At 56.5% G+C, this 25,065-nt stretch carries 23 protein-coding genes, 4 tRNA genes and 1 pseudogene; 21 read left to right on the top strand and 7 right to left on the bottom strand.

The features are described 5' to 3' along the window. Positions 1-1,013 (top strand): tRNA 2-selenouridine(34) synthase MnmH (gene mnmH / locus CH74_RS05630; protein WP_048306489.1); only part of this gene is annotated, 1,013 nt, incomplete at its 5' end. A gap of 12 nt (positions 1,014-1,025) precedes the next feature. Here mnmH and CH74_RS05625 read toward each other — a convergent pair. Further along, positions 1,026-1,715, bottom strand: coding sequence for a type 1 glutamine amidotransferase (locus tag CH74_RS05625; RefSeq protein ID WP_048306488.1), 690 nt, complete (start codon positions 1,713-1,715; stop codon positions 1,026-1,028). A gap of 239 nt (positions 1,716-1,954) precedes the next feature. Here CH74_RS05625 and CH74_RS05620 point away from each other — a divergent pair, with 239 nt between their 5' ends. The 3 genes from CH74_RS05620 to CH74_RS05610 all read left to right on the top strand — a co-directional run bounded on the left by CH74_RS05620 (position 1,955) and on the right by CH74_RS05610 (position 4,151). Next, positions 1,955-3,121 carry a DcaP family trimeric outer membrane transporter gene (locus tag CH74_RS05620; RefSeq protein ID WP_048306487.1) on the top strand — a complete coding sequence of 389 codons (1,167 nt, stop codon included), beginning with the start codon at positions 1,955-1,957 and terminating at the stop codon, positions 3,119-3,121. Between the two features lie 99 nt (positions 3,122-3,220). Beyond that, positions 3,221-3,514, top strand: coding sequence for an MGMT family protein (locus CH74_RS05615; RefSeq protein ID WP_048306486.1), 294 nt, complete (start codon positions 3,221-3,223; stop codon positions 3,512-3,514). A gap of 37 nt (positions 3,515-3,551) precedes the next feature. Further along, positions 3,552-4,151 carry a YjaG family protein gene (locus CH74_RS05610; RefSeq protein WP_048306485.1) on the top strand — a complete coding sequence of 200 codons (600 nt, stop codon included), beginning with the start codon at positions 3,552-3,554 and terminating at the stop codon, positions 4,149-4,151. A 17-nt stretch (positions 4,152-4,168) separates the two neighbouring features. Here the strand turns inward: CH74_RS05610 and CH74_RS05605 are convergent, their stop codons facing one another. From CH74_RS05605 to hisB, 5 genes and pseudogenes are all read right to left on the bottom strand, one after another. Continuing rightward, positions 4,169-4,663: a hypothetical protein gene (locus tag CH74_RS05605; RefSeq protein WP_048306484.1), complete on the bottom strand. Its 495-nt coding sequence runs from the start codon at positions 4,661-4,663 to the stop codon at positions 4,169-4,171. Between the two features lie 7 nt (positions 4,664-4,670). Next, positions 4,671-5,443: pseudogene (hisF, locus tag CH74_RS05600) on the bottom strand (imidazole glycerol phosphate synthase subunit HisF). Positions 5,444-5,445: 2 nt separating this feature from the next. Further along, a complete protein-coding gene (gene hisA, locus CH74_RS05595; RefSeq protein WP_048306483.1) occupies positions 5,446-6,201 on the bottom strand; it encodes a 1-(5-phosphoribosyl)-5-[(5-phosphoribosylamino)methylideneamino]imidazole-4-carboxamide isomerase in 756 nt (251 codons plus the stop codon). A gap of 74 nt (positions 6,202-6,275) precedes the next feature. Then, positions 6,276-6,917: an imidazole glycerol phosphate synthase subunit HisH gene (hisH, locus tag CH74_RS05590; RefSeq protein WP_048306482.1), complete on the bottom strand. Its 642-nt coding sequence runs from the start codon at positions 6,915-6,917 to the stop codon at positions 6,276-6,278. 22 nt (positions 6,918-6,939) lie between these two features. After that, the gene (hisB, locus tag CH74_RS05585; RefSeq protein WP_048306503.1) at positions 6,940-7,530 is read right to left on the bottom strand and encodes an imidazoleglycerol-phosphate dehydratase HisB; all 591 of its coding nucleotides are present in this window, start codon (positions 7,528-7,530) and stop codon (positions 6,940-6,942) included. 212 nt (positions 7,531-7,742) lie between these two features. On the opposite strand from hisB, the gene CH74_RS05580 reads away from it, so the two are divergent. The 7 genes from CH74_RS05580 (at position 7,743) to CH74_RS05550 (ending at position 12,276) form a co-directional block, all read left to right on the top strand. Further along, entirely contained in the window at positions 7,743-8,192 is a 450-nt protein-coding gene (locus tag CH74_RS05580) for an acetyl-CoA sensor PanZ family protein (RefSeq protein ID WP_048306481.1), read from the top strand. Further along, a complete protein-coding gene (locus CH74_RS05575; protein ID WP_048306480.1) occupies positions 8,192-10,489 on the top strand; it encodes an AsmA family protein in 2,298 nt (765 codons plus the stop codon). The genes CH74_RS05580 and CH74_RS05575 overlap by 1 nt, the downstream gene beginning before the upstream one ends. A 75-nt stretch (positions 10,490-10,564) precedes the next feature. After that, the gene (gene mutY, locus CH74_RS05570) at positions 10,565-11,665 is read left to right on the top strand and encodes an A/G-specific adenine glycosylase (protein ID WP_048306502.1); all 1,101 of its coding nucleotides are present in this window, start codon (positions 10,565-10,567) and stop codon (positions 11,663-11,665) included. Next, positions 11,662-11,934 (top strand): oxidative damage protection protein, encoded by a 273-nt coding sequence (locus tag CH74_RS05565; RefSeq protein WP_048306479.1) that lies wholly within the window; start codon positions 11,662-11,664, stop codon positions 11,932-11,934. The genes mutY and CH74_RS05565 overlap by 4 nt, the downstream gene beginning before the upstream one ends. A gap of 90 nt (positions 11,935-12,024) precedes the next feature. Next, a tRNA-Phe gene (locus CH74_RS05560) sits at positions 12,025-12,100 on the top strand. Positions 12,101-12,106: 6 nt separating this feature from the next. Next, positions 12,107-12,181 (top strand) — tRNA-Gln (locus CH74_RS05555). Between the two features lie 19 nt (positions 12,182-12,200). Further along, positions 12,201-12,276, top strand: a tRNA-Thr gene (locus CH74_RS05550). Between the two features lie 190 nt (positions 12,277-12,466). Here CH74_RS05550 and CH74_RS05545 read toward each other — a convergent pair. Next, positions 12,467-12,724: a hypothetical protein gene (locus CH74_RS05545; protein WP_048306478.1), complete on the bottom strand. Its 258-nt coding sequence runs from the start codon at positions 12,722-12,724 to the stop codon at positions 12,467-12,469. Between the two features lie 514 nt (positions 12,725-13,238). Between CH74_RS05545 and CH74_RS05540 the strand changes: the two genes are divergently transcribed. The 10 genes from CH74_RS05540 to CH74_RS05495 all read left to right on the top strand — a co-directional run bounded on the left by CH74_RS05540 (position 13,239) and on the right by CH74_RS05495 (position 24,984). After that, positions 13,239-13,673: a universal stress protein gene (locus CH74_RS05540; RefSeq protein WP_048306477.1), complete on the top strand. Its 435-nt coding sequence runs from the start codon at positions 13,239-13,241 to the stop codon at positions 13,671-13,673. Between the two features lie 231 nt (positions 13,674-13,904). Next, positions 13,905-15,272, top strand: coding sequence for a membrane protein (locus tag CH74_RS05535; RefSeq protein ID WP_048306476.1), 1,368 nt, complete (start codon positions 13,905-13,907; stop codon positions 15,270-15,272). A 48-nt stretch (positions 15,273-15,320) separates the two neighbouring features. Next, the gene (locus CH74_RS05530) at positions 15,321-16,448 is read left to right on the top strand and encodes a zinc-dependent alcohol dehydrogenase family protein (RefSeq protein WP_048306475.1); all 1,128 of its coding nucleotides are present in this window, start codon (positions 15,321-15,323) and stop codon (positions 16,446-16,448) included. Between the two features lie 28 nt (positions 16,449-16,476). Next, a complete protein-coding gene (locus tag CH74_RS05525) occupies positions 16,477-17,019 on the top strand; it encodes a sugar O-acetyltransferase (protein ID WP_048306474.1) in 543 nt (180 codons plus the stop codon). Between the two features lie 168 nt (positions 17,020-17,187). Beyond that, on the top strand, positions 17,188-17,355 hold the full coding sequence (locus CH74_RS18600) for a hypothetical protein (protein ID WP_156181390.1): 168 nt from the start codon (positions 17,188-17,190) through the stop codon (positions 17,353-17,355). 50 nt (positions 17,356-17,405) lie between these two features. Then, positions 17,406-17,482, top strand: a tRNA-Thr gene (locus CH74_RS05520). Positions 17,483-18,287: 805 nt separating this feature from the next. After that, positions 18,288-19,925, top strand: a complete 1,638-nt coding sequence (locus tag CH74_RS05510) for a class I SAM-dependent DNA methyltransferase (protein ID WP_048306472.1) — start codon at positions 18,288-18,290, stop codon at positions 19,923-19,925. Then, positions 19,915-21,231, top strand: coding sequence for a restriction endonuclease subunit S (locus tag CH74_RS05505; RefSeq protein WP_048306471.1), 1,317 nt, complete (start codon positions 19,915-19,917; stop codon positions 21,229-21,231). Before CH74_RS05510 ends, CH74_RS05505 begins: the two co-directional genes overlap by 11 nt. Then, a complete protein-coding gene (locus CH74_RS05500) occupies positions 21,221-21,928 on the top strand; it encodes an abortive infection family protein (RefSeq protein ID WP_048306470.1) in 708 nt (235 codons plus the stop codon). The genes CH74_RS05505 and CH74_RS05500 overlap by 11 nt, the downstream gene beginning before the upstream one ends. Further along, on the top strand, positions 21,925-24,984 hold the full coding sequence (locus tag CH74_RS05495; RefSeq protein WP_048306469.1) for a type I restriction endonuclease subunit R: 3,060 nt from the start codon (positions 21,925-21,927) through the stop codon (positions 24,982-24,984). The genes CH74_RS05500 and CH74_RS05495 overlap by 4 nt, the downstream gene beginning before the upstream one ends. The last annotated feature ends 81 nt before the right edge of the window (positions 24,985-25,065 follow it).

The following is a 25,065-nucleotide window of genomic DNA, read 5'->3' as shown; positions in this document are numbered from 1 at the left end:
CGGTGGAATTTGCCGAGGGCAGTCTACCCGGTGCCCTCAATCTGCCGCTGATGGATGACGAGGAGCGCCACCTGGTCGGTATCTGTTACAAGCATCATGGCCAGCAGGCGGCCATCGAGCTTGGCAATCGTCTGGTGACTGGCGGTCTCAAGGCGTCCCGAGTAACGGCTTGGCAGCGCGCCATCGAAAAGCAACCAGGCGCGGCAATCTACTGCTTTCGCGGCGGACTGCGTTCAAAGATCGCTCAGCAATGGCTGCTTAAAGAAGGCATTGAGTTGCCCCGTATTCGCGGCGGTTGGAAGGCCATGCGTAGGGCACTGTGCGAGCGTATCGATGCGGCTGCGGAAAAGCCCATGCTTATCGTTGGTGGCCTGACCGGCTGTGCCAAGACCGAGCTGATACAGCGTCTGGAAAGCGGCGTCGACCTGGAAGGCTGTGCGCGACACAAAGGATCGGCTTTTGGCCGCCATCCGCTTCCGGCACCTTCGCAAATCGATTTCGAGCATGCATTAGCACATCAACTCATGGAGGTTTCAGGTGGCTGTGTGCTGGAGGATGAGTCGCGGCATATCGGAGTCGCCAATATTCCACTGACGTTCTGGCAGGCAATGGAGCAGGCACCTCGAATACGGGTGGAGATGCCGTTGGACTGGCGGCTGTCGCGGATCCACAAGGACTATATCGAGGATCTGTGGATGATCTATCGCCGCCAGTACGGTGAATGGCTGGGCTGGGCGCTAATGCGTAAACAGCTGAGTAATGCCCTTGGTCGCCTCAAAAAGCGTCTAGGTAGCGCCCGTCTGGCGCGGTTGTCACGACTACAGCAGTTGGCCTTTCGCGAGCATGAGCAAGGCAATACCCAGGCCCATGAAGCTTGGCTTGCGCCGCTGCTGACCGAGTACTACGACCCGCTGTATCGACATCAGCTTGAAAAACATGCTCGCACCTATCTGCATGTTGGCGACTGGGAAAGCTGCTTGTCGTTTGCAAGGGATTGGCAAGATCACCAGTAATACAAGCGGGCGCTACGCGGTGCTTGTTACCCAGCGCAGCAATACCCGATCGAGTAATGCGGCAAGACGATCAAACCGCCTAGAATCGGCAAATATTTCTTCCCGGCTCTGCACGAAGGACCCCTCTGCTTCGAATGCTTCAGGCATGTGTGCCAGTAGCGCTTCCACGCTGGCATGAGTGACCTCCAGACGACACTGAAGCCCGACCACTCTGCCTTGATCCCAGACAAAACCTTGTACTGGGCTTGCCGAGCTTGCGCCTAGCGGTAGCGCATCCTCGGGCAGGCCGAAGATATCGCGATGCCAGTGAAAAGCCTCGAACTGCTCGGGTAAATCAAAAGGGCTTTCTGGCGCCAGCGTGACCGGATGCCAGCCTATCTCGGCGTAGGTGCCTCGAGAGACGATAGCGCCTAGTCCTGCGGCGATTAGCTGCGCACCCAGACCAATGCCCAGCACCGGCTTGCCACTCTTCAAGGCGCGAGTGATCAGCTTTTTTTCTCGCTTGAGCCAAGGAAAGCGCTCCTCATCATCGAGATCCTGGGGGCCATCAAGCACGATTAGCCCGTCGCAATCCTCGAGTCGGGGCGGTGCTTCGTCAGCATAAAGATGACTGATGTTATGGCTATGCCCCATGCCGACGAGCCAGTCGGCCAGTCGTGCGGGGCCGTCGTAGGCGGCGTGCTGGAGAAAATAGATATGCATGATGAGCTCATGATGGATAAAGCGTCTGTTCCTGTCTAGCCAGTATTGGCTCAAGCGAAGATCGGTACGCTGCTTTTCACCATCGAGTGGACGAAAACGAAGATAGCGCCGGCCATTGTTGATTTTTGTCAAGTGAAGCTGGGCATGCGTCGCTTACTATTTGCTTGCTAAACGCAGCGTCGCTTGGCAACACGGCTGCGTCCAGCCTGCTCTACTCATAAGCATACAAGGCCTTTTCCATGTCCAATTTCGCTTACCGCCCACCGCTAATCTTTTTTGCCAGTGTCTCCTGCTTACTGCTGGCCGCAAGCGCTCAAGCCATCGATTTCGACGTCGAAAACACCAAGGTTACCCTCTACGGCTTCGCCAAGTTGAACATGATTTACGATGCCGACGCGGATTTGGGTAATGCGGGCAATAATCGCGCTATTCGATTGGACGACCAGAAAGGTTCAGATGGGCATACCACCATCCATGCCTATCATAGCCGTCTTGGCTTCACGACGGCGACACCGGTACAGGGCAGCACGCTGAAGACCCGCATGGAAATCGACTGGTTCGATGAAGGCGGTGGCGATGCGCGGCTACGCCATTTCTACGGCGAATGGAACAACATACTGGCGGGCAAGACCTGGACCAACTTCGGTACCGTGGAGACCGGCCCCAAAATCATCAACGTGCGACCGGCACCGGGTCAGAGCAAGGTGGGCCGCAAGGCACAGCTACGCTATAGCTGGAACAACTGGCACGTGGCGCTGGAAACACCGGATCCGGAATATTACACCGACGAGGTTGCGGTAGGCTTCAATGCAAACAGCGGTGGCTATCAAACCAGCAGCGATTACAAGGAAGGGCTACCGGATTTGACCTTGCGTTACCAGAATGCCTGGAACGGTTTTTCCTATGCTGTATCGGGCATGGTGCGTCAGCTGGAAGTCGACGATGGCGGCGCCAACGACGACAGCGCCGTTGGTTGGGGTTTGAACCTGGCCGCGAAATATGCGCTCGGAGAGCGAGTGACGCTGCGTGCCGAACTCTCCCACGGCGATGGCATCGGGGAATACATGCAGGGTAACCCGAGTGCCCCTGCCTACTACGATGGTGACAAGGTCGAAACCATCAAGGCCACCGGTGGTATTCTGGGCACCAGTGTCGCAATCGGCCCGGGGGAGGCGCATCTTGCCTACTCGATCACCAATGCGGATCTCGACGATCTCAAGAAAACCGATCTACCCAACGTCGACGCCGCCAACAAGCGTTTCGAGAACGTCTATTTGAACTATATCTGGACCCCGGTCAAGAATATCGATTACGGCCTGGAAACCAGCTACCAGACTCGTAAAGTAGCGGATGGGCGCGACGGCGACGCTCTGCGTTTTCAAGGCATGGTGCGCTATCGTTTCTAGACGCTCTGTTCTCAATCGTCGCTGTGGCCGGTCTTTCCTTGGAGATTCAGAAAGGCGAGAATTCCAGTTCGAACTCAAACAGTGCAGGATCGAGAGACAATGAGAAGCGAGCTGCGCGAGCAGATCTATACCATCGTCGCGCAGATTCCCCCCGGGCGAGTGACTACCTATGGGCGTATCGCCAAAATGACCGATGGTGCAACGGCCCGTGCGGTCGGCAGTGCCATGGGCCACCTGCCCAGCGGCCATGAGTTGCCCTGGCATCGGGTGATCAATGCGGGGCTTAAGGTCACCGAACATGGCGGCGCCGTGCGCCAGCGGGAGAAGCTGCGCGCCGAGGGTGTTGTCTTCGATGCCAAGGGCTGTATCAATTCTGAACTGCTGTGGCCATGAAGAAAGCTGAAGTAACACCCGATGAGCGAAGGAGCCCATGAGTCAAGTATCCCCTTTAGGTTTCAAGACACGACTGCGCCAGCTGAATCGGCGTCAGCAGTTGGCGTTCATGGCCGCCCTCTGTGAACGGCTGCTGCCTAACTACGCGCTCTATGTTCAGATGACGGGGCAGGGTGACGTGCAGGGGCTGCGGGTCATTCTGGATCTAGTGTGGGAAGCGTTGCAGGTGCGGGACGCACGCATCGATTTTGCCCGTCAGGCGGAGAAGCTAGCGGGATTCGAGCCGCCGGACGATGATGACAGTTTCGGCGCCCGCCGAGCCACGGAGGCCGTCGTGGCGCTGTCGGCGATACTTGATGCTCTGCAGGGCGACGCCCCGGAGGCGCCCTTGGAAGTCAGCCAGGTGTCCCGTAACGGTGTGCAGGCCTTTATCGAAATGACCGAAGGCAGTGACGACGACGACGCCGAGCGCAATGCTGCCCGGCTGCGGGATCATCCATTGATGGATGAAGAACATGACTTTCAGGCAATGGTGTTGGAGCACGCGGAGACAACGCTGGATCGTGAGGCGCTCAAGTCTCTACGCCGCCAAGGGCATAATGAAGGTGTCAGTAATTTGGGTTTGGGCCTGGAATGATTTCCTGAAACGTCTAGCTAAAAACTTATGCCACCAGTAAACATCATTCCGGCAGTTCCGAAGACGATCAAATCTCCCTCCAGGCGTTTCCAGCTTAATCCTATGGTCGGCAGTATGGCCGGCGCGATGCCCAGATGATTGAGAGGAATGTTGTCGCGTTTATCACCATCGTAGCCGCGCAGTAGGCCGGCGGTGAGTTTGGCGCGGACATTGACGTCATGGCTGAGCTGCCATAGCGGAATTTCACGCCCGGCATAGAAATACCAAGTGGGCTGATCAAAGGAGTTCTTGAACCAGGCGGTGCCGGCGAACCAGCGCTGGGGGTTGTGCAGCTCGATGCCGATCAGATTTTGCTGCTCGTCGTAGTCCGAGTCCGAGCGGAAATGCTCAGTAAAGAGGCTGGTTTGCACCAGGCCGTGATCATAGCGCCAAAAGGACGAGGCCGTTTCGGCGTGAGCAGAGCTGACAGCTGTCAACAGCACGGTTAGAGTCAGTGTAGCGGCCTTGTGCATACAACCCTCATAAACGCATTTCGATACCGTGTTCGGCTAAGTAGCGCTTGGCGTGAGGAATACTGTATTCGCCGAAGTGGAAAATGCTGGCGGCCAGCACCGCGTCGGCGCCCCCTTTAGTAATGCCCTCTACCAAATGATCGAGATTGCCTACGCCCCCGGAGGCGATCACTGGTACCGGTACCGCCTCAACAATCGCCCGGGTCAATGCTAGATCGAAGCCAACCCGAGTGCCATCCCGGTCCATGCTGGTCAATAGAAGTTCGCCGGCACCCATATCCACCATCTTGCGCGCCCACTCCACCGCATCCAGCCCGGTGGGCCTGCGTCCGCCATGAGTGAATATTTCCCAACGAGGCGTTTCATCTTCCGCGGATACGCGTTTGGCATCGATAGCCACTACGATGCACTGATTGCCAAAACGTTCCGCCGCTTCACGTACAAAATCAGGATTGGTCACGGCGGCGGTGTTAATCGAGACCTTGTCCGCCCCGGCGTTTAGCATGGTGCGGATGTCGTCGCAGGTGCGAATGCCGCCGCGACGGTCAAGGGAATGAACACCTCGCCGGCAATATGACTGACCATTTCTACCGTGGTGGCGCGGTCCTCGTGACTGGCGGTGATATCAAGAAAGGTGATTTCATCGGCGCCCTGCTGATTGTAGCGTTTGGCAACCTCCACCGGATCGCCCGCATCCCGGATGCCGACGAAGTTGACCCCCTTGACCACCCGCCCGGCATCGACGTCCAGGCAGGGAATGATGCGTTTGGCCAGTCCCATGATCAGCCCTCCCGTAAAGCAGTAGAATTGAACTCGTCGCACAGGCGCTGTGCCTCGGCGACATCGAGACTGCCTTCATAGATGGCGCGCCCGGTAATGGCGCCCAGGATGCCTTGGCCGGCGACTTCGGCGAGCTCTCGAATGTCATCGAGATCGGTCACACCGCCGGAGGCGATCACCGGCAACCCGCCTTGCCGGGCCATTTCCAGGGTGGCCTCGATATTGACACCCTGCATCATGCCGTCCCGGGCAATATCGGTGTAAACGATCGAAGAAACGCCGGCGTCAGCGAAACGCTTGGCCAATTCGGTGGCCTTCACGCTCGAAACCTCTGCCCAGCCATCGGTTGCCACGAAGCCGTCCCGAGCATCCAGGCCGACGATCACATGGCCCTCGAACAGGCGACACATCTCGCTGACGAAGGCAGGCTCCTTGACCGCCTGGGTGCCGATGATCACATAGGTTACCCCGGCTGCCAGGTAGTGTTCGATGGTGGCCGCCGAGCGGATGCCGCCGCCGATCTGAATGGGCAGATTCGGGTAGGCACGGGCAATGGCGGTAACCGCTTCACCATTGACCGGCTTGCCTTCGAAGGCACCGTTGAGATCCACCAGATGCAAACGGCGGGCGCCGGCTTCGACCCAGCGCGCCGCCATGGCCACCGGATCATCGCCGTAGTCCGTGGCGTCATCCATGCGCCCCTGCTTTAAGCGGACGCAGTGACCATCCTTTAGATCGATGGCGGGAATAACCAGCATGTCGTGTCCTCGTCAGTGCGGGATCCTGGAGATCGTCGCTTGGATATTCTTGGCAGCCTGTCGCGAACTTGGTCTCAGGGCGCCCAGTTCACGAAGTTCTCAAGCAGTCTCAGGCCGCTGCTGGCGCTTTTCTCAGGGTGAAACTGTACCGCGAAAACCGCATCGCGTCCTGTCGCCACATGAGCGTCGACACCGGCGTAGTGCGTAGTGCCAAAAACGTCGCGGTCGTGCTCGGTATCGACATAGTAGCTATGCACGAAATAGAAACGCGTGCCGTCCTCGATGCTTTCCCAAAGGGGGTGATCCTGGCACTGGCTCACCTGATTCCAGCCCATGTGAGGCACCTTGAGACGTTCGCCATCCTTGCTCAACAGGTTCTGACCGAAATAGCGTACCTTCCCTGTCAGAAAGCCCAGGCAAGCCGTGCCGCCATTCTCTTCACTTTCGTCCATCAGCATCTGCTGGCCGACACAGATGCCCAGCAGCGGCTTGGACTGAGCAGCGAGTAACTCTTGTACCAGGCCCTTCAATTCCGTGCGTTCAAGCTCCCCCATGCAATCGCGAATAGCGCCTTGACCCGGCAGCACTAGTCGAGTCGCGCCACCGATGACCCTTGGGTCACGCGTGATCACCACATGCTCATGGGTCACGTGTTCCAGTGCCTTGGCAACGGAGTGCAAATTGCCCATGCCATAATCAATGACGGCGATCGTCATGCTCGCTCCTTGAAGGTAAAGGTCAGAGGCTGCCTTTGGTAGAGGGCATCTGCCCGGCCATGCGGGTATCGCGCTCCACCGCCATGCGCAGTGCCCGACCGAAGGCCTTGAAGATGGTTTCGATCTGGTGATGGGCGTTAAAGCCTTTCAGGTTGTCGATATGTAGCGTCGCCTGGGCGTGATTAACGAACCCCTGAAAGAACTCCCGAAATAGCTGGGTGTCCAGGCGTCCGATGGCGGCGCGGGTGAATTCGACGTCCATGAACAGGCCCGGCGCCGGAAAGTCGATCACCACTCTCGAGAGTGCCTCATCCAACGGTACATAGGCGTGGCCATAGCGACGAATGCCGCGTTTATCGATGAGCGCCTTGGCAAAAGCCTGACCCAGAGTAATACCGATATCCTCGACGGTGTGATGTTCGTCGATATGCAGATCGCCCTTGGCGTTAATGTCCAGATCAATCAGACCGTGGCGGGCAATCTGTTCGAGCATGTGATCGAGAAACGCCACGCCGGTCTCGGCAACAAAACGACCCTGGCCATCCAGGTTCACACTGACCGTGATCTGAGTTTCCAAGGTGTCGCGGGATACCGTAGCAATACGCTCGGCCACATCCGAGCTATCCAGCCGGGCTGATTCCATCGGGGTCTCCATCCGGATACTCACGCAAGGCAAATGGTGAATGATTGTGAATTGGAACAGGAACAAGTGCTTCGAAAGAACGCTTCTTTAGCCTGACCTGTCATTATAGAGAATCGCCATGGCCATCCGCTACAATGCGGGTCAGGAACCTCAGGGCGATAGCGGCATCAAGGAGATAGAGCATGGCGGTAACGCTCACGGAAGTCGATCATGGGTGTTGGGAAGCCAATGATCAGATGAAAGTCGATCTTTCACACATTTATCATGATGCGCCTAGTGAGCGTTTGCCCCAGAATGCTAATACGTTCGTTCAATCGCATCTAAGCGGCGGCGGCGTATTCTGTTGTGCGCTGTTTGATGATCGACTATTGGCGGCGGTTAGCGTGCAGAAGGAAACAGACGCTTGGTGGCTTGCCTATTTCTGTGTGCGCAAGAGCATGCGTCGGCGCGGTATCGGTTCGCGGCTAATGGCGCTCATTGCTGAGGCGGCGCGTGAGCAGGGCAAGGCGCTGCGCGTCGAGGCGACGCAGTTGCAGTTGGAAGATCAGCTGTTGTTAACCCGTCTGGGCTATCGTCCGAAGGCCGACGGTGTCTATTTCGAACTCAATCCGTTGGCTGCAGGAGGCTATTGATGAAAAGGTTGGTGCGGACACTATTGGCCGTCGTTGGCATATTGGGGCTGATAGTGGTGGCCGCCGTGGTCTATATGACCACATTCTTCGATCCCAACGACTTGAAGCCTAGGCTGGTTGAGGCAGTGCGCGAGCAAAGCGGTTTAGAGCTTGCCCTGGAAGGCCCCCTTAGCTGGTCATTCTATCCGCGGTTGGGAGTCAGCGTTGAAGATGCTCGTGCCTGGCTGCCCAAGCAATCCCAGGAAGATACGCCTTTCGCAGCTATCGATAGCGCCGAAGTCAGCCTGGCATTCGCGCCTCTGCTCTCGGGTGATATCGCCATCGATGGATTGATGCTAGACGGCATGCGCCTTGATCTCGTGCGCGATGAGCAAGGTCGCGGCAACTGGGAAACGTTATTGGAGCGCCTGCAGGATGAAAAGACCGAAAAAGCCCTGGCACCTGCGTCCGCAGGGCCGGCCATGAAGCAGGACGGCCCGGATGTAGCCCTTGATATTGCCAGTGTCGAAATAAACAACAGTCAGGTCAGCTATGCCGACCGGCGCAGCGATCTGGATGTTACGGTACGCGATCTCTCGATCAGCAGCAGTAACGTCAACCCTGAGAAAGCGTTCCCGATCAAGAGTCACTTCCTTATAGATAGCGTGGCACCACAGCTTTCCAGCAAGGTCGATCTCAAAAGTAAGGTGCGCCTTGGCCTTGACGATGGACGCTATGTGCTCGAGGGCTTGAGTCTCGATTCTCAAACTGAAATGGCACAGTGGCCAGATCGCAAACAGACACTTTCGCTAAAGGCCAAGCAGGTGCTGGGCGAGATCAATAGTGGAGACTATCGACTCGAAGGTGCTGAACTCAAAGCCAACCTTGCTCATCCCACGCTGGGGGAAAAACCACTGCCACTGAATCTGACCTTCGAAGGTGAGGCGAATACCGAGCAGCAAACCGCCCAGATACATGATCTGCTGTTGACCAGTGAGAAGGGGCTCAAGCTTACGGGGACACTATCGTTCACCGAGCTTTTGAGTTCGCCAAACTACACCGGGCAAATCAAGCTGGCGCCACTATCGCTAAGACCCTGGCTCGAGCGCTTCGGTAGCAAATTGAACACCGCCGACGACAAGGCTATGTCCCAGGTAGCGCTTACGAGCCCGATAAAAGGCGATATGCAGAAAGCCAATCTGACCAATCTGACCCTGGTGATGGACGATAATACCTTCGGCGGACAGTTGGGAGTCGGTCTGGATGGCAAGGCGTATACATTCGATCTCGAGGGCGAACGCCTGAATCTTGATGACTATCTACCTCCGGTTGAGAAGGATGCCGCCAAAGAGAGTGCGGCTTTTTTTGGGCCGCTGGGGATCGACTCCGCCTATGCTCAGGAAGAAACGAATGAGCTGGTGCCGGTCGAAGCATTGCGGGATCTGACGGTGGACGGCAAGCTTTCCCTAACAGAGCTCAAGATCAAGAACCTGACGCTATCTCAACCCTCTTTGAGTTTAAAGGGCGATGACGGGCGTCTAGCACTGGAACGCTTTGACGCCAGGCTCTACGACGGCACTCTCAACGTCGGGGCCAAGTTGAACGTTCGAGAGCCCCCTATTCGTTGGGCATTCGCGCCGCAGTTGAAAGATGTGCAGATCGTACCCCTGGTCGAGGATTACAGCGGCGAGCCATCGCCTTTGCGTGGACGCCTCAATCTTGACGGCGACTTCACGTCTCGGACCAACTCCTCGGATACCCTGATCAGCAATCTCAACGGCAATGCCAATTTCCAGGTGGCGGATGGGGCGGTGTTCGATGTCAATGTCTCTCAAGAGCTGTGTACCGCAGTCGCTATGCTCGAGGGCGAAAGCACGACTCGGGACTGGAGCAAAGACACCCAGTTCGAACGCTTGTCCGGCAGCATTCGAGTGATCAATGGTGTCGCTCATAACGATGATCTCAAGATCGTCATTCCCGGTATCGAGCTTACAGGAGACGGCCGGCTGAACCTGCCCACCCAGCGTTTTGATTACGATGCCAGGGCGCGTTTTGTCGATACAGTAGATGCCGCCTGCAAGGTCAACCCTCGCCTTGAGCGTGTGCCGCTTCCCTTGCACTGTGAAGGTGCCCTTGAAGGTGAGCCAAAGCAGTGGTGTGGCTTTGATCGCCAGGCCTTCCAGCAATCCCTGACCGAGCTTGCGCGAGACGAAGTCAAGCGCAAGGCCAGCGAGAAGATTAGCAAGAAAATCGAAGAGCGACTGGGAAAAGATGCCAGCGAGGAACTTGGTGATGCGCTACGTGGTCTATTCAACTGAGCATCACTAGCAAGCCAGTTGTTGCGCCGACTAATGAGTCGGCGCTTTTTTATGCCGTTTTCACGTTCGGGAGCCATGAGCCAATCACATTCTATTGATCTGACGGCGAATACGTTTCAAGCGCGTCTGTTCGAGTGGTTCGAACGTCATGGTCGCAAGACATTGCCCTGGCAGCAGAACAAGACGCCTTATCGGGTCTGGATTTCCGAGATCATGCTGCAGCAGACTCAGGTCGCGACCGTCATTCCCTATTATGAGCGCTTCATGGCGCGCTTTCCGCGAGTCGAGGACTTGGCCGAGGCTGCCCAGGACGAGGTGCTGCATCTATGGACCGGACTTGGCTATTACGCCCGGGCACGCAATCTGCATCGTGCGGCCCAGGTTGTCGTAGCAGAACACGACGCTGAGTTTCCGGTGCATAGCCTGGAGGCCATGATGGCGCTTCCCGGTATTGGTCGCTCTACCGCCGGGGCCATCATAAGCATCAGCACCGGACGCCGCGCAGTGATTCTCGATGGCAACGTCAAGCGCGTGCTGAGTCGCCTGCATGCGGTCGAGGGTTGGCCAGGCCGACCCGTAGTGGAACGTAAGCTGTGGCAGCTTGCGGAGCACTACACGCCTGACACGCGCCTTTCTGACTATACCCAGGCGATGATGGATCTGGGGGCAACGCTTTGCACTCGCGGCAGACCCAGCTGCCTGCTCTGTCCCTTTGTGGACGTCTGTCAGGCACATGCCCGGGGCGAAGAAAAGCGTTTTCCAGAAAGCAAGCCGCGCAAGACGCTGCCTGAGCGCAGCACCCAGATGCTGTTGCTGCAGGACGCCAAGGGGCATGTGCTGCTGGAGCAGCGACCGCCCAGCGGTATTTGGGGCGGTCTATGGTGTTTTCCGCAGTTCGACGACGAGCGGGCGCTGCAGGAATGGCTCGATCAGAATGCGCCCACAGCAAGGCTCGAGCCTTCTTGGAATGCATTCACCCATACCTTCAGCCATTTTCATCTGAAGATTCAGCCTCGGCCAGCAACGCTGGATACCGAGCCGGATGCCGTTGGCGAGACCGCTAGGCACTGGTATAACCCGCACGCACCTGCCAGCATTGGGCTTGCCGCACCGGTCAAGGCGCTACTCGAACGCTTGACACAACTGACCACCTACGCTGAGGAGAACGACCGTTGAGCCAGACCGTATTTTGTCGCAAGTATCAGCAGGAACTCGAAGCCTTGCCGTTTCCTCCGTTGCCAGGAGAAAAGGGTCAAGAGATCCAGCGCACCGTCTCGAAAAAGGCCTGGGACGAATGGCAGGCCCAGCAGACCCGTTTGATCAACGAAAAGCATCTCAATCTGCTAGAGCCTCAGACCCGGGAATACCTGATGGAGCAAATGGAGCGTTTTCTTGATAATCGTGACACCGATCAGGCCGAAGGGTATGTACCGCCTTCAGCATGAACACGCCGTTATCTCGGGCTTGGCATCTTTCTGGAATGGAAGGCTTGACCACTCTAAGGCTTTACGTTTAAATACGTCCCCGTTGGCAGCGGCCAGATAGCTCAGTCGGTAGAGCAGAGGATTGAAAATCCTCGTGTCGGCGGTTCGATTCCGTCTCTGGCCACCACACTGCTGGGGTATAGCCAAGTGGTAAGGCACCGGTTTTTGGTATCGGCATTCCCAGGTTCGAGTCCTGGTACCCCAGCCACGCCAACGCTTCGTTAGGCGCTGGCATAGCTCAGTTGGTAGAGCAACTGACTTGTAATCAGTAGGTCCCGGGTTCGACTCCTGGTGCCAGCACCACAACGAAGTTAGCAAGATCAAGCGTTTTGTTATTCGAAAAGTCGCCTAAAGGGCGGCTTTTTTGTTGTTTATGGAAAACGCTACGTAAGAATTTTGTCTCTTCTCATGCTCCTTACTGACACAACGCCCTCAGTCCAGCTTAAAATCAGGAGCTGTCCGATTATCCGCTAGCCAGTCGGAAAAGCGCTCATCATAATACTTTCGTAATGGCAAGTTTACGTTTGACTTTGGTAAGCGTTCGTTTGGCCTTGCTACTGCGGAAACTGGGGATCTTGTCATTGTAGCGTGTCGCGACGATGAGCTGGTTTTCGGCCTCGGCAAGTCTACGTTTTGTACCGGCAAGGAACATGGCAAGTTCATCACGCTCTCGACGTGCTCGGGAAAGCTCGATCTGCAGGCGGTGCACTGTGTCGTTGAGGCATGCAACCTCTTGTTCGTAATAGCTCATCTTGCGCCTCCAAACCGATGGCTAGTGATAGCACACACCTTTGGTAGACGTAGCAATGATCGATTCTCTGATCTCAAGGCTATGATGTCCATGCTTCGCTTCCTTCAAGAGTCGTATTCTTATTCGGCCAATGTCGAAGCTAAAGCGCATGAAGAGCCGCACCAAGTTTGGTTCGTTCCACGCAAACACCATGTTCTGGCCTCCTCGTGAAACCTGGTAATGCTCGACCCTGGCAGCATAGCGATCTAACGCTTGTCACCAGTCAACGCTAATACAACATTTTCGTAATATGTGACGATTCGGCCCCAATGGCGTTCCATGCGAATTCTCATCTTCCAAAATACAAAACCCCCAATGCACCGCATTGAGCGTTTCGATACCTATTGGTCCTAAAGTCGGCTATCTAGCAGCAAGACTTCTCCTATTGATCCAGATCAAGAAGCTTTCTTTGAATTACGCTAGATTGAATGATGAAGAACTCGCAATTGTTCATTTCGATTGATCCGGAGGCTCTATGTACAAGTCGATTCTTGTTCCCATCGATGGCTCAACTCAATCCCATAAGGCACTGACACTGGCCACCAATCTGCTCGATCCTGAGCAAGGCATGCTCTACATTCTCAGTGTTCAGGAAGCGCCCCTTGCCAAAGACGCACTTGGACGTTCCGCCGGCGTTCCAGCAACTAATGCCGAAGCGCTCGTGCAAGAATCTGGGCAGGCGCTCATCAAGCAGGCGTGCCAGGCAGCAAAGGTCGAGAGTGAACGCGTTAAGCACATCGTGCGTGCCGGTCAACCCGCCACCGGTATTCTTGCCGAGGCCAACCAGCTAGGCGTCGACGCCATCGTCATGGGGAGTCGTGGCAACAGCAACATAAAAAGTCTGGTGATAGGCAGTGTTTCTCACCGAGTGCTACATGTTGCCACCTGTGCCGTAGTCATCGTGCGTTAAGCAATACCTCCACACCTCTCCAAAGAGCATCCTTATCCGAATGCTCTTCTCTATGTTCTCTTGAGGTACGAGCCACCGATCGATATTTGACGTCCTATGGGTTCCCACCCATAGTTTCATTGCGCCTGGTGGAAATGCCTGAGCATCGACCTCTAGTCCTCACGACGCATCTTCGATGTGTAGTCCCCGTCTGCCGGCGGGATACATTTTCCCAGCCAGGACAACAATAAAATGCGCGATTATCGACGCTCCGACGGCGAGACCCTGTATTGGCCCCTTGGGCCTTTCAAACTGCGTTTGCCTTTTCTGCACTATCGCTTCGAATGGCCCGACTACTTTCAAGGGCTGCTCATGTGTGCAGTGGACTTGGCCGCCATTCCACTGATGACAGAACTTCTGGGAATGCCCTTCGAGGCGGCGCTGGCGGTCGTGCTACTCAATGGGTTCCTTTATCTCGCTCACCATTTGCTGGGCGACCCTGTGGTGCCAGGCTGGATCACCCCGGCTATTCCGCTGCTAATTGCGTATTGCACGACCTTCCCGGAGGGACCGGATCGTGTTCATGCCTTGATTGCTTTTCAGCTGATGCTAGGGCTGTTCTGTATCGCGCTGGGCTTGTCGGGCCTGTCCCGACGAGTGGTCAGTCTGGTGCCACCCGCCATCAAGGCCGGCATTATCATGGGCGCCGGTATTGCCGCGGTCATTACCGTTTTTGAAGTGGGCGGACGCTTCGAGAGTTTTCCCTGGACCATTTCGATCGCCATCGGTATCGCTTTTTATCTCATCTTTTCCCGGCATTTCAATACGCTGAAAACGCGCAACACGTTCTGGGCCACTCTGGGCAAGCTAGGGATCTTTCCTATCATCGCCTTGGCGATCGTGCTGGCTCCGCTGTTCGGTGAGGCGCCTTGGCCGACCATCGAATGGGGTATCACCTCGCCGGACTTCGTGACCTTATGGACCGAATACACCGTGTTCGGGCTGGGGTTGCCGTCTCCCGGCATGTTTCTGCAGGCCATCCCCACGGTGCTGGCGGCCTATATCGTGCTGTTCGGCGATGTGCTTCAGGGCAAGGCGCTGCTACGGGAAGCAGATGAGAGCCGACCGGATGAGGACGTAGACTACAACCCTGATCGCGCCCACATGATATTCGGCGGGCGTAACGCCACCATGAGCATCATCGGACCGGATGTGGCCATGTGCGGCCCGCTATGGGCGGCCATGCACGTGGTGATCGTCGAGCGCTTCAAGGAAGGACGCAAGGCCATGGACTCGATCTTCGGCGGCGCCGGTTCTTTTCGCTGGGGCACGAATACCGGGCTGCTGCTGATGCCCATTGTCAGCCTGGTGGAGCCGATCCTTGGCGTCGCCTTGGCCTTGACCCTGCTGATTCAGGGTTATGTGAGCGTGCGGATCGGCATCATGCAGGCACGCAGCCAGCGTGATCTGGGCATTGCAGGCGTCACTGCGGCAGTGCTCGCGGCGCAAGGGGCTACCTGGGCATTCGCCGTAGGAGTAGGCCTGTGTCTTTTGATCTACGGTCGCCACTTCTTTGGTGGTGAAAACGACGAGACGTTTACCAAGGATGCCGACCACTGAACATGTCCGAACTCAAAGCCGAAACCAGAAGCGACAGGAGGCGTTGTCATGAAAACCCGCGCAGCAGTACTCAGAGAAATGGGCACTCGAACGCCCTACAAAGATTCCCGGCCCCTGAAGATCGAAGAGGTGGAACTCGACGCACCGGGCAGCGGTGAGACTCTAGTGCGCGTTCATGCGGCGGGACTTTGTCACTCGGATCTATCGGTCATCGATGGCAATCGGCCTCGACCGCTTCCCATGGCGCTGGGCCATGAGGCCGCCGGGGAGATCCTCGAGATTGGCCCCGGGGTCAGCGATCTGGCGGTGGGCGATCATGTGGTTTTCTCCTTCGTGCCCAGCTGTGGCACCTGCGATTACTGTCTTGCAGGGCGTGCAGCACTCTGTGCCCCTGGCGCCAAGGCCAATAACGAAGGGGTGCTGCTAGGCGGCGACCATCGCCTGTACAAGGATGACGAGACGATCAATCATCATCTGGGCGTTTCGGGCTTTGCCGAACATGTGGTGACCTCACGCCGCTCTGCGGTCAAGATCGACAAGAATCTGCCTTTCGATATCGCCGCGGTATTTGGCTGCGCCGTGCTTACCGGTGTAGGCGCTGTCGTGCATACCGCAAAGCTGCGGGCCGGTCAGTCCGTGCTGGTGGTGGGGCTGGGTGGCGTTGGCCTGTCTGCCGTGCTGGGTGCCATTGCCGGCGGCGCTCGCCAGGTGATTGCAGCAGATATCGCTCAGGACAAACTGGACATGGCGAAACAGCTCGGCGCCACCCATGTCGTCAATTCGGCCGATGAGGACGCTTTGGAGCAGGTGCAATCATTCAGTGATGGAGGCGTGGATATTGCGGCAGAGTTCGCTGGCGTAGCATCGGCGCTCGAGTTTGCTCTGGCCGCCACGGGCAAAGGGGGCACAACCGTCACCGCTGGATTGCCGCATCCGGATACACGCCTGGAGCTCAGTCCCACCAAGATGGTGGCGGAAGAGCGCCGTTTCATGGGCTCCTATCTGGGCGGGCACGTCCCTGCACTGGATATCCCGGAATACATTGCACTGTACATGGCGGGCCGCCTGCCGGTGGATAAGCTGCTCACCCATCGCATCAAGCTCGATGACATCAATGAAGGGTTTGATCGTCTTGCCAACGGCGTGGCGATCAGACAGGTAATCCTGTTCGATTAGTGTTTAAAGACGAGAAAACGGGCACAGCATGACCGAAAAAGAGAAGATGCTCGCAGGTGCGCTTTATGATCCAGGGGATGAAGAGCTGGCCGGAGACAGCAACCGTGCACAACTGTTCGCACATCGCTACAACCAGACCACGGTGGAAAATCGTGGTTTGCGGCGAGAGTTGCTCGAGGCATGTCTGGGTAGTTTTGGTACACGTAGCGTTATCAGACCGCCTTTTTTCATCGACTATGGGTACAACCTCTTCATTGGCGATGGCGTATTCCTGAACTACGGCTGTGTGCTGCTCGACGTTTGCGCCATTCGCATCGGCGACAAGACACAGATCGGCCCCGGTGTGCAGATCTATGCGGCGGATCATCCTCGGGATGCGGCCAGTCGCGACAAGGGGCTGGAGTGTGGGCGCCCGGTGGTTATCGGCCGAAACGTCTGGATTGGCGGCCATGCGATCATCTTACCCGGCGTTACCATAGGAGACGATGCCATCGTAGGCGCGGGCAGCGTGGTCACGCGAGATGTTCCCGTAGGCACCACGGTGACGGGTAATCCTGCCAAGCCGTGCTGAAAAACTGGGATAAAGTGAATTTGACCAACATTTTTTTGCATTGTTTTACATTCCTGGTGCAATTTCCTGACCAGAGGCAAAGCCTTGTCATGGCATGGTTTGCTAGACTACTCATGCTCGCCATGAGAGATGGCATCCCCCAGTGGACATTACGGAGATCGGGTAGGAATGACTGAGCTTGAGTTGGAAGAGGCACGTCTTGCGGATTGCGATGCCGAAGCATACCTGAGGTTAGCAAACGCCATGAAAGAGGCGGGCATTGCTTCCGTGACGCCCGGTTACTTATACAAGCTCGCCGAAAAGATACGCAGTGAAAACTCAGAAGGTGATGATTGATCCTTCTTCGGTATTCCTGAACCGATTTTTTCCCCACATTAGCCAGGCATGCCGGCGTAGCTCAGTCTGGTAGAGCAACGCACTCGTAATGCGTAGGTCGGTGGTTCGAGTCCACTCGCCGGCACCAAAAGGTATAATTATTTCAGTAGGTCGCCAGAATACTTCAAAAGAACCTGTTGTCTATTTTGTCTCTAGGTGACATATAGGTGACACTCGTCTGGGTTTGATAATCCTTACTGCTGATCTGGTTGTTGCCACTTCTCCCGTCCTGCCAGCAGCTTGAGAAACAACAACGCAAACTGTAGTCCGCCGTCCTCGCCCTCTAGCAGCGGCAGTGAAAGCTTCTCGTGTTCACTCAGGACGTCTTGTAACGCATCGGTGGCCTTTTCTTCTTAAAAATAGGCAGTGCATCACCTATCCACCGTCGCGACTGCATATCTGGGCCGTTACCGCTTCGTCGCGCTCGGTGCAGTAGACGGTGCCGTTGGCGAAGTACAGCTTGTAGTCGTCGCTGACCTCGGCGCCGTAGAGGTTGTTGAGCCGGTCTATGATCTTGGCCAGGCGTTTCTCCTAACGCTTGGTGAGGCGGCAGTTAGCCAACCTGGGTTCGCTGATATCACTGCGCTCTCTTGATGTAGGTCGTGGTTGTGCGGGGAATGGCGATATGGAACAGCCCTTGACTGGCCAGGTAAGCATTAGCAGTTGGCGATCATATTCCTTGATCTATAGGTAGCATGTAGTATGTCCCCGCTGAGCCTGCTGCGGCCTACCGAGGCTGCGATCATGGCTTTTCTAACCTCTAGGACGTAACTAGACAGGACCTAAATACCTGTTGTCAGCCTTAGCGAAGCAGTGTGTCCTGTTTGGTTCGCATGGCAGTCACTATTCAGCAACTCGCTCAGCGACCCTGCATCGGTTAAGGAAGATATCGGATGACATCCAGCAAGCAAGGCGCCAACAATCACGAACTTGGCGTTGACCCCGAATCCCTCTGGCAAACTGCCGACAAGTTACGCGGTTCTATCGATGCCGCCGAATATAAGCACGTAGTCCTCGGCTTGATCTTCCTCAAGTACATCTCGGATGCCTTCCAGGCACGCCGGACGAAGCTGACGGAGGAGCTCGCTGAGGACGGCATCGAGGGTAAACAGGCGGAAGACCTGCTGGAACAGCGCGACGAATACACCGCCGAGGGCGTGTTCTGGGTGCCCCAAGAGGCGCGCTGGGAACAGATCCAGGCAAAGGGCAAGACGCCCAACATTGGCAAGCTGATCGACGATGCCATGTATGCCATCGAGCACGACAACCCCAAGCTCAAGGGCAAACTGCCGCGCGACTATGCCCGACGCGGCATCGCCCCACAGCGACTAGGCGGACTGATTGACCTGATCGGCTCAATGACTATCGGCAGCGACGAAGCCCGCGCCAAGGATGTGTTGGGCCGGGTCTACGAATATTTTCTCGGCAAGTTCGCTGCTGCCGAGGGCAAGCTGGGCGGCGAGTTCTTTACCCCGCGCTCGGTGGTGCGGCTGCTAGTAGAGATGATTGAGCCCTATGAGGGCCGCGTTTACGACCCTTGCTGCGGTTCCGGCGGCATGTTTGTGCAGTCCGAGAAATTCACCCAGGCCCACGGAGGCAACAAGCGCGACATATCCATCTTCGGCCAGGAGTCCAACCCCACCACCTGGCGGCTGGCGCACATGAACCTGGCTATCCGTGGCATCGAGGCCAACCTGGGCGAGCAGCCGGCGGACAGCTTCACCCGTGACTTACATCCGGACGTGAAAGCCGACTACATTCTGGCCAATCCGCCCTTCAACATTTCCGACTGGTCAGGTGAGCTGCTGCGCGAAGACGTGCGCTGGAAGTTCGGCGTGCCACCCACCGGCAATGCCAACTACGCCTGGATTCAGCACTTCATCCACCACCTGGCCCCACCCAACGGACGCGGCGGGGGTATCGCCGGCTTCGTTATGGCCAATGGCTCGTTATCGAGTAACAGCTCAGGTGAGGGCGATATCCGCAAGGCTATCATCGAGGCTGACCTGGTGGACTGCATCGTTGCCATGCCGGCCCAGCTCTTTCTTACCACCGGCATTCCCGTCTGCCTGTGGTTTATTAGCCGCGACAAGACAGGTCGCAACATCAAGCACGGCGGCCGCGATCGCCGCGGTGAGACCTTGTTCATCGACGCCCGCCAGATGGGCACCCTGCAAACTCGCGTGCTGCGCGTGCTCTCCGGCGCCGATGCCGAGGGCAACCCGCCTCCGGAAAGCGACATCGGCCGGATCGTGCGCACCTATCACGCCTGGCGCGGCGAAGAAGGTGTAGGCAAATACTTTGACGAAGCTGGCTTCTGTAAGGCAGCCAGCCTGGGGGAAATTGAAAAGCATGGATATGTGCTCACCCCCGGCCGCTACGTCGGCGCCGCCGCTATCGAGGACGACGGCGAACCCTTCGAGGACAAGATGCAGCGGCTCACCGCCGATTTGCAAGCGCAGTTTGCGGAATCCGATGTGCTGGAAGCGCGTATTAAGACCAATCTGAAGGGGTTAGGTTATGGGGGATGAGTTGCCTAGAGGGTGGCAATCCACTGAACTCGCACAAGCGATGGAAGCTATCATCGATTACCGTGGGAAGTCACCTAAAAAGACCACGAGTGGCATACCGCTTATCACCGCAAAAATAGTCAAGAATGGCCGTATCGAAGATGCGCAAGAATTTATTGCTACCGAAGACTATGACTCTTGGATGCGCCGTGGCCTACCTAAAGTCGGAGATGTGCTTCTTACTACTGAAGCGCCTCTAGGTGAGGTGGCCCAGGTTCGAGATTCAAGAATTGCTCTAGCCCAACGATTAATTGCTCTACGCGGAAATGATAAAACGCTCGACAACAGCTTCCTTAAATATCTGTTGCAGTCGGCTGCCGTACAAAATGAGTTGCTCTCCCGATCCACTGGGACGACGGTAGTGGGTATTAAGCAAAGGGAGCTCCGAAAAATAACTCTCCAGCTTCCTCCGATAGACGAGCAGCGGACAATCGCCGACATTCTCGGCACCCTCGACGATAAGATAGAACTTAACCGCCAGATGAACGGTACTCTAGAGGCCATGGCGCGGGCCATCTTTAAGGCCTGGTTCGTGGATTTTGAGCCAGTTAAAGCCAAGGCCGCTGGCGCCACGGGTTTTCGCGGCATGCCCCAGGCTGTCTTCGACCAGCTCCCCGACCGCTTCACCGACTCCGAACTGGGCCCGGTGCCGGAGGGGTGGGAGTATGCCCCGATTGGTGAGCTCGTTGATGTGATTGGTGGAGGCACGCCCAGCACGAAGAACCCCGATTTCTGGGAGGGCGGTGAACATGCTTTCTGTACTCCTAAAGATATGTCTAGGCTATCGACACCGGTGATTTTAGATACCGACCGTTATATCACCCAGGCAGGCGTTGACAGAATTAGTTCGGGTCAATTGCCGATTGGTACAGTTATTCTTTCGTCGCGTGCGCCGATCGGTTATCTCGCATTAGCGGAAACGCTAGTCTCAGTGAACCAAGGAATTATTGCGATGGTGACCGGCGAAATTCCGAATACTTATATTTTGTTGTGGACGGAAGCAAACATGAAGGCCATCGAATCGAGGGCCGGTGGAAGCACGTTTGCCGAGATTAGCAAGAAGAATTTCAGGCAGATTCCAGCATTACGACCTGATGACACAACTCTTTTCGAATTTGGCAATCTCGCCAATCCTTTTTTTAAACGCATCGCTTCCAACGAGCGAGAAACGCAAACCCTCACTGCCATTCGTGACACCCTGCTCCCTGAACTAATTTCGGGAAAACTACGTGTCCCTGCCGCCGAGAGAGAAGCCAATGGCAGATGAGTACGCCCAAGCTAGTTTCCAGCTCGCCGCATGTCGGGAGTTACTAGAAGCTCATCCCGAATCGCTGCGCATTCGTGAACAAGTGGAAGCGTTGGAGAACGCTATGCCGGATCGACCTGGCATAGTCGTCTCATTCTGCCGCTCGATTATCGAGACTACATGTAAAACGATTCTGAATGATCGTAGCGTCAAGTTAGATAACAATTGGAAAGCACCGAGGTTGGCGTCTGAGACTATAAAGTGTCTCAATGTTTCTACCACCACCGAAATTGATTCCAAGCTTCAAAATGCTACAAAGTCGCTTTTCGCAGGCTTGAGTCAGATTATCGACGGGGTTGTACAGATCCGTAACGCTCACGGCTCTGCAGCCCATGGCGCTGATGCTTACGCGCCTTTGTTGGACAGCCGCTATGCCGAGATTTTGGCGCGTTCCACTGATGCGGTAGTGGGCTTGCTGTTTCGCACCCACCTGCAATCTGCCCACCGCGACCCGTTGACGCGATTTTCCTATGAAGAGCACGCCGATTTTAACGAATACATCGACAATGGCCATAGCATGTTTGAGGTGTTGGAAACGCCGTTGCTTGCCAGTGAGGCTCTTTATCGCACGGATTTTCAAGCCTATCGAGCAGCGCTGGTGCAATTCAAGCAGGAGCAAGCGATGGCGGAGAATGATACCGGCGAGGAGGGGGCATGAACGAAGATATTGTCGAACAAGCGGCCTTGGGCTGGTTCGAAGCCTTGGGTTTCGATACCTCCTGGGGCGCGGACATCTCCCCCGGGGCGGATTTGTCCCTACGCAACAGCTATGAACAGGTGGTTTTGGAGCCACGGCTGCGCTTGGCCTTGCGCAAGATCAATCCCAACCTGCCCTATGATGCCATTGATCAGGTGGTGCAAATTGTGACGCGCCCACCGGAACCGGCGCTTGAACAGAACAACCGCTGGTTTCATCACCTGCTGACCGATGGTGTCGATGTGGAGTACCGCTCTAAAGACGGCGAAATACGCGGTGACAAGGCCTGGCTAGTGGATTTTTCTCACCCTGCGGCCAACAACCGGCTAGCGGTTCAGCAGTTCGCCGTACAATGCGGTAATGCTACGCGGCGACCGGATCTAGTGGTGTACCTCAACGGTTTGCCGCTAGTGGTGATTGAGTTAAAGGATCCCGCCAATGAACAGGCGGACCTATGGGTAGCCTATCGGCAGTTGCAGGATTACAAGAAACAGATCCCGCCGCTATTTGCCTATAACGCGCTACTGGCGGTCAGCGACGGCGATCGAACACGGGTAGGAGCGCTCACCGCCGGCTCCGATCGTTTCGCGCCCTGGCGCAGTCTGGACGATGCAAGGGCGCCAGGGGAGCCGACTCTAGAGGCGTTCATCCGGGGGCTTTTCAAACAGGGTCGGTGGGAAGATTATCTTCGCCACGCCATCGCCTTCGAGGAAGACGAACGTAGCGGCACTATCATTAAAAAGGTGGCCGCCTATCATCAGTTCCGCGCTGTGCTACGGGCTAGGGCAACGGTCAAGAGCGCTCTGAAGGCGCCGGCCGGTCAGGGCGATGGGCGCGGGGGTGTGATCTGGCATACCCAAGGCTCAGGTAAGAGCCTGACCATGTTGATGCTTGCCAGCGCATTAATCGGCGACGAGCAATTCGCTAACCCCACCGTTGTGGTGGTAACTGACCGCAATGATCTGGACGGGCAACTTTTTGGTACCTTCGCAGATGGGCGCGCACTGCTGCGCCAGGATCCGGAGCAGGCCGAAAGTCGGGAAGATCTGGCCGCCCGACTTAACCGAGCCTCTGGCGGAGTGGTGTTTACGACTATCCAGAAGTTCGGCGAGCGCGGCGCGGCGGTCAGTGAACGGGCCAATATCGTGGTGCTGGCGGACGAAGCTCACCGCAGTCAATATGGTTTCCTCGATGGCGGTGCGCGCTGGATGCGTGATGCCATTCCCAATGCCACCTTCGTTGGTTTCACTGGCACACCATTGGAGGGCGATGACAAAAGCACGGAAGCGGTATTCGGAAAGTACGCGGACATTTACGACATTCGCCAGGCGATCTCCGATGAAGCCACGGTGCCGATTTTCTACGAAATGCGTCTGGTCAAGCTGGTGCCCGATGAGCAGGGGGTCCGTGAGGCGGAAGACAAGCTGACAGAGCAAGCCGCTGAGGCCGACAAGGTGGGCCAGCCCGCGAACGACTACGTCCGTGTGGAACTGGAGGCACTGGTTGGTGCCAAGAAACGCCTGGAGTTGGTCGCTCAGCACATTGTCGAGCACTTCGAGCAGCGGCGGCAGGTAATCGAGGGAAAGGGCATGGCGGTGTGCATGAGCCGCAACATCTGTATGAGTCTGTACGACGAGATTGTTGCTCTTCGTCCGGACTGGCACGCGGACGAAGACGACGCTGGCTTTATCAAGGTAGTTATGACCGGCTCGAAAGCTGAGGGCGAGCAGGTCATGCACCACGCGCGCACTAAGGCACGGCGTGAGGCTTTAGCTCGTCGCTACAAAGACCCGGACGACGACCTACGCTTGGTCATTGTGTGTGATATGTGGCTGACCGGCTTCGATTGCCCGCCCATGCACACTATGTATCTGGACAAGCCTCTGGCAGGGCATAACTTGATGCAGGCCATTGCGCGCGTGAACCGTGTCTTCGGTGACAAGCCTGGTGGCGTAGTGGTGGACTTTCTCGGGATTGCCGATCAACTGCGTGATGCCGTTCAGACTTACACCCAAGCCGGCGGGGAAGGTAGCCCGGTAGAGGACATCCAAAACGAGGCTGTTCCTTTGATGGAGCGCCAGTTTGAGGCGCTTCGAGATTTCTTCAACGGCTTGGATTACAGCGGCTTTGCCGGAGGCGATAAGGCGGCACAGATGCGGGCCGTTACTGCGGGCGCCGATTATGTTTTCGAACAGGATGACGGCAAGCGTCGTTTTATGAATATGGTGGCGGGGCTGTCTAAAGCTTTTTCGCTGGCTGTGCCGCGGCCGGAAACTGAGGCCATCCGTGACGACCTGGCTTACTTCCAGTCTGTGCGAGCAGCCATCCGCAAACGTCTAGCAGACGATGGCCCGCCGCCGGCCCCGGACAACAGAGCCGCTGTGCGCCAGGTGCTTTCGGGCGCTATTGCCTCGGATGGTGTGATCGACCTGTTCCAAGCTGCTGGTCTTGGTGGACAGAACGTTGGGATTCTATCCGAAGAATTTCTTGGTCAGTTGGCAGGCATGCCACAAAGAAACTTGGCATTGGAGACACTGCGTAAGCTACTGACCGACCAGATTCGCAGTCGTGAGCGAGTGAACATCGTCCAGTCGCGGAGCTTTCGCGAATCGCTGGAAGCCGTGCTCACGAGTTACACCAATCGCGCTATTACTACTGCTCAGGTAATCGAAGAGCTGATCGGCCTGGCACGCACCATCCGTGAGGCAGTGAATCGCGGCGAAGAAACGGGGTTATCAGAAGACGAACTGGCATTCTATGATGCGCTGGCCAGCAATGAGTCTGCTCGTGAAGTGATCGCCGACGATACGCTACGCAAGATTGCACATGATTTAGCCGAAAAGATTAAGGCTAAAGCAACACTTGACTGGACTCAGCGCGATACCGTACGGGCTGATATGAGGAGAACCGTGCGGCGCCTGTTGGCTAAGTATGGCTATCCACCCGATGCTCAAGAGGCAGCTACCCGGCTGGTTATCCGCCAGGCTGAGCTGATGGCTGGCGGTATTGCTAATTAGTATAGTGAATCGTCCTGGGGTTCGTAGACAGCTCAGCAAATGCTGATATGACAAATAACTTGTCGTTCGATGGCTTACTGG

This window comes from Halomonas sp. PR-M31, from assembly GCF_001039575.1.
Taxonomy (GTDB): domain Bacteria; phylum Pseudomonadota; class Gammaproteobacteria; order Pseudomonadales; family Halomonadaceae; genus Modicisalibacter.
This window is presented reverse-complemented; position numbering and strand designations above follow the sequence as displayed.

Excerpts from the sequence above, each read along its gene's own strand:
- CH74_RS05625 (WP_048306488.1), bottom strand. The coding sequence starts at position 1,715 with ATGCATATCTATTTTCTCCAGCACGCCGCCTACGACGGCCCCGCACGA.
- CH74_RS05620 (WP_048306487.1), top strand. The coding sequence starts at position 1,955 with ATGTCCAATTTCGCTTACCGCCCACCGCTAATCTTTTTTGCCAGTGTC.
- CH74_RS05615 (WP_048306486.1), top strand. The coding sequence starts at position 3,221 with ATGAGAAGCGAGCTGCGCGAGCAGATCTATACCATCGTCGCGCAGATT.
- CH74_RS05610 (WP_048306485.1), top strand. The coding sequence starts at position 3,552 with ATGAGTCAAGTATCCCCTTTAGGTTTCAAGACACGACTGCGCCAGCTG.
- CH74_RS05605 (WP_048306484.1), bottom strand. The coding sequence starts at position 4,663 with ATGCACAAGGCCGCTACACTGACTCTAACCGTGCTGTTGACAGCTGTC.
- hisA (WP_048306483.1), bottom strand. The coding sequence starts at position 6,201 with ATGCTGGTTATTCCCGCCATCGATCTAAAGGATGGTCACTGCGTCCGC.
- hisH (WP_048306482.1), bottom strand. The coding sequence starts at position 6,917 with ATGACGATCGCCGTCATTGATTATGGCATGGGCAATTTGCACTCCGTT.
- CH74_RS05580 (WP_048306481.1), top strand. The coding sequence starts at position 7,743 with ATGGCGGTAACGCTCACGGAAGTCGATCATGGGTGTTGGGAAGCCAAT.
- CH74_RS05575 (WP_048306480.1), top strand. The coding sequence starts at position 8,192 with ATGAAAAGGTTGGTGCGGACACTATTGGCCGTCGTTGGCATATTGGGG.
- mutY (WP_048306502.1), top strand. The coding sequence starts at position 10,565 with ATGAGCCAATCACATTCTATTGATCTGACGGCGAATACGTTTCAAGCG.
- CH74_RS05545 (WP_048306478.1), bottom strand. The coding sequence starts at position 12,724 with ATGAGCTATTACGAACAAGAGGTTGCATGCCTCAACGACACAGTGCAC.
- CH74_RS05540 (WP_048306477.1), top strand. The coding sequence starts at position 13,239 with ATGTACAAGTCGATTCTTGTTCCCATCGATGGCTCAACTCAATCCCAT.
- CH74_RS05535 (WP_048306476.1), top strand. The coding sequence starts at position 13,905 with ATGCGCGATTATCGACGCTCCGACGGCGAGACCCTGTATTGGCCCCTT.
- CH74_RS05530 (WP_048306475.1), top strand. The coding sequence starts at position 15,321 with ATGAAAACCCGCGCAGCAGTACTCAGAGAAATGGGCACTCGAACGCCC.
- CH74_RS05525 (WP_048306474.1), top strand. The coding sequence starts at position 16,477 with ATGACCGAAAAAGAGAAGATGCTCGCAGGTGCGCTTTATGATCCAGGG.
- CH74_RS18600 (WP_156181390.1), top strand. The coding sequence starts at position 17,188 with ATGACTGAGCTTGAGTTGGAAGAGGCACGTCTTGCGGATTGCGATGCC.
- CH74_RS05510 (WP_048306472.1), top strand. The coding sequence starts at position 18,288 with ATGACATCCAGCAAGCAAGGCGCCAACAATCACGAACTTGGCGTTGAC.
- CH74_RS05505 (WP_048306471.1), top strand. The coding sequence starts at position 19,915 with ATGGGGGATGAGTTGCCTAGAGGGTGGCAATCCACTGAACTCGCACAA.
- CH74_RS05500 (WP_048306470.1), top strand. The coding sequence starts at position 21,221 with ATGGCAGATGAGTACGCCCAAGCTAGTTTCCAGCTCGCCGCATGTCGG.
- CH74_RS05495 (WP_048306469.1), top strand. The coding sequence starts at position 21,925 with ATGAACGAAGATATTGTCGAACAAGCGGCCTTGGGCTGGTTCGAAGCC.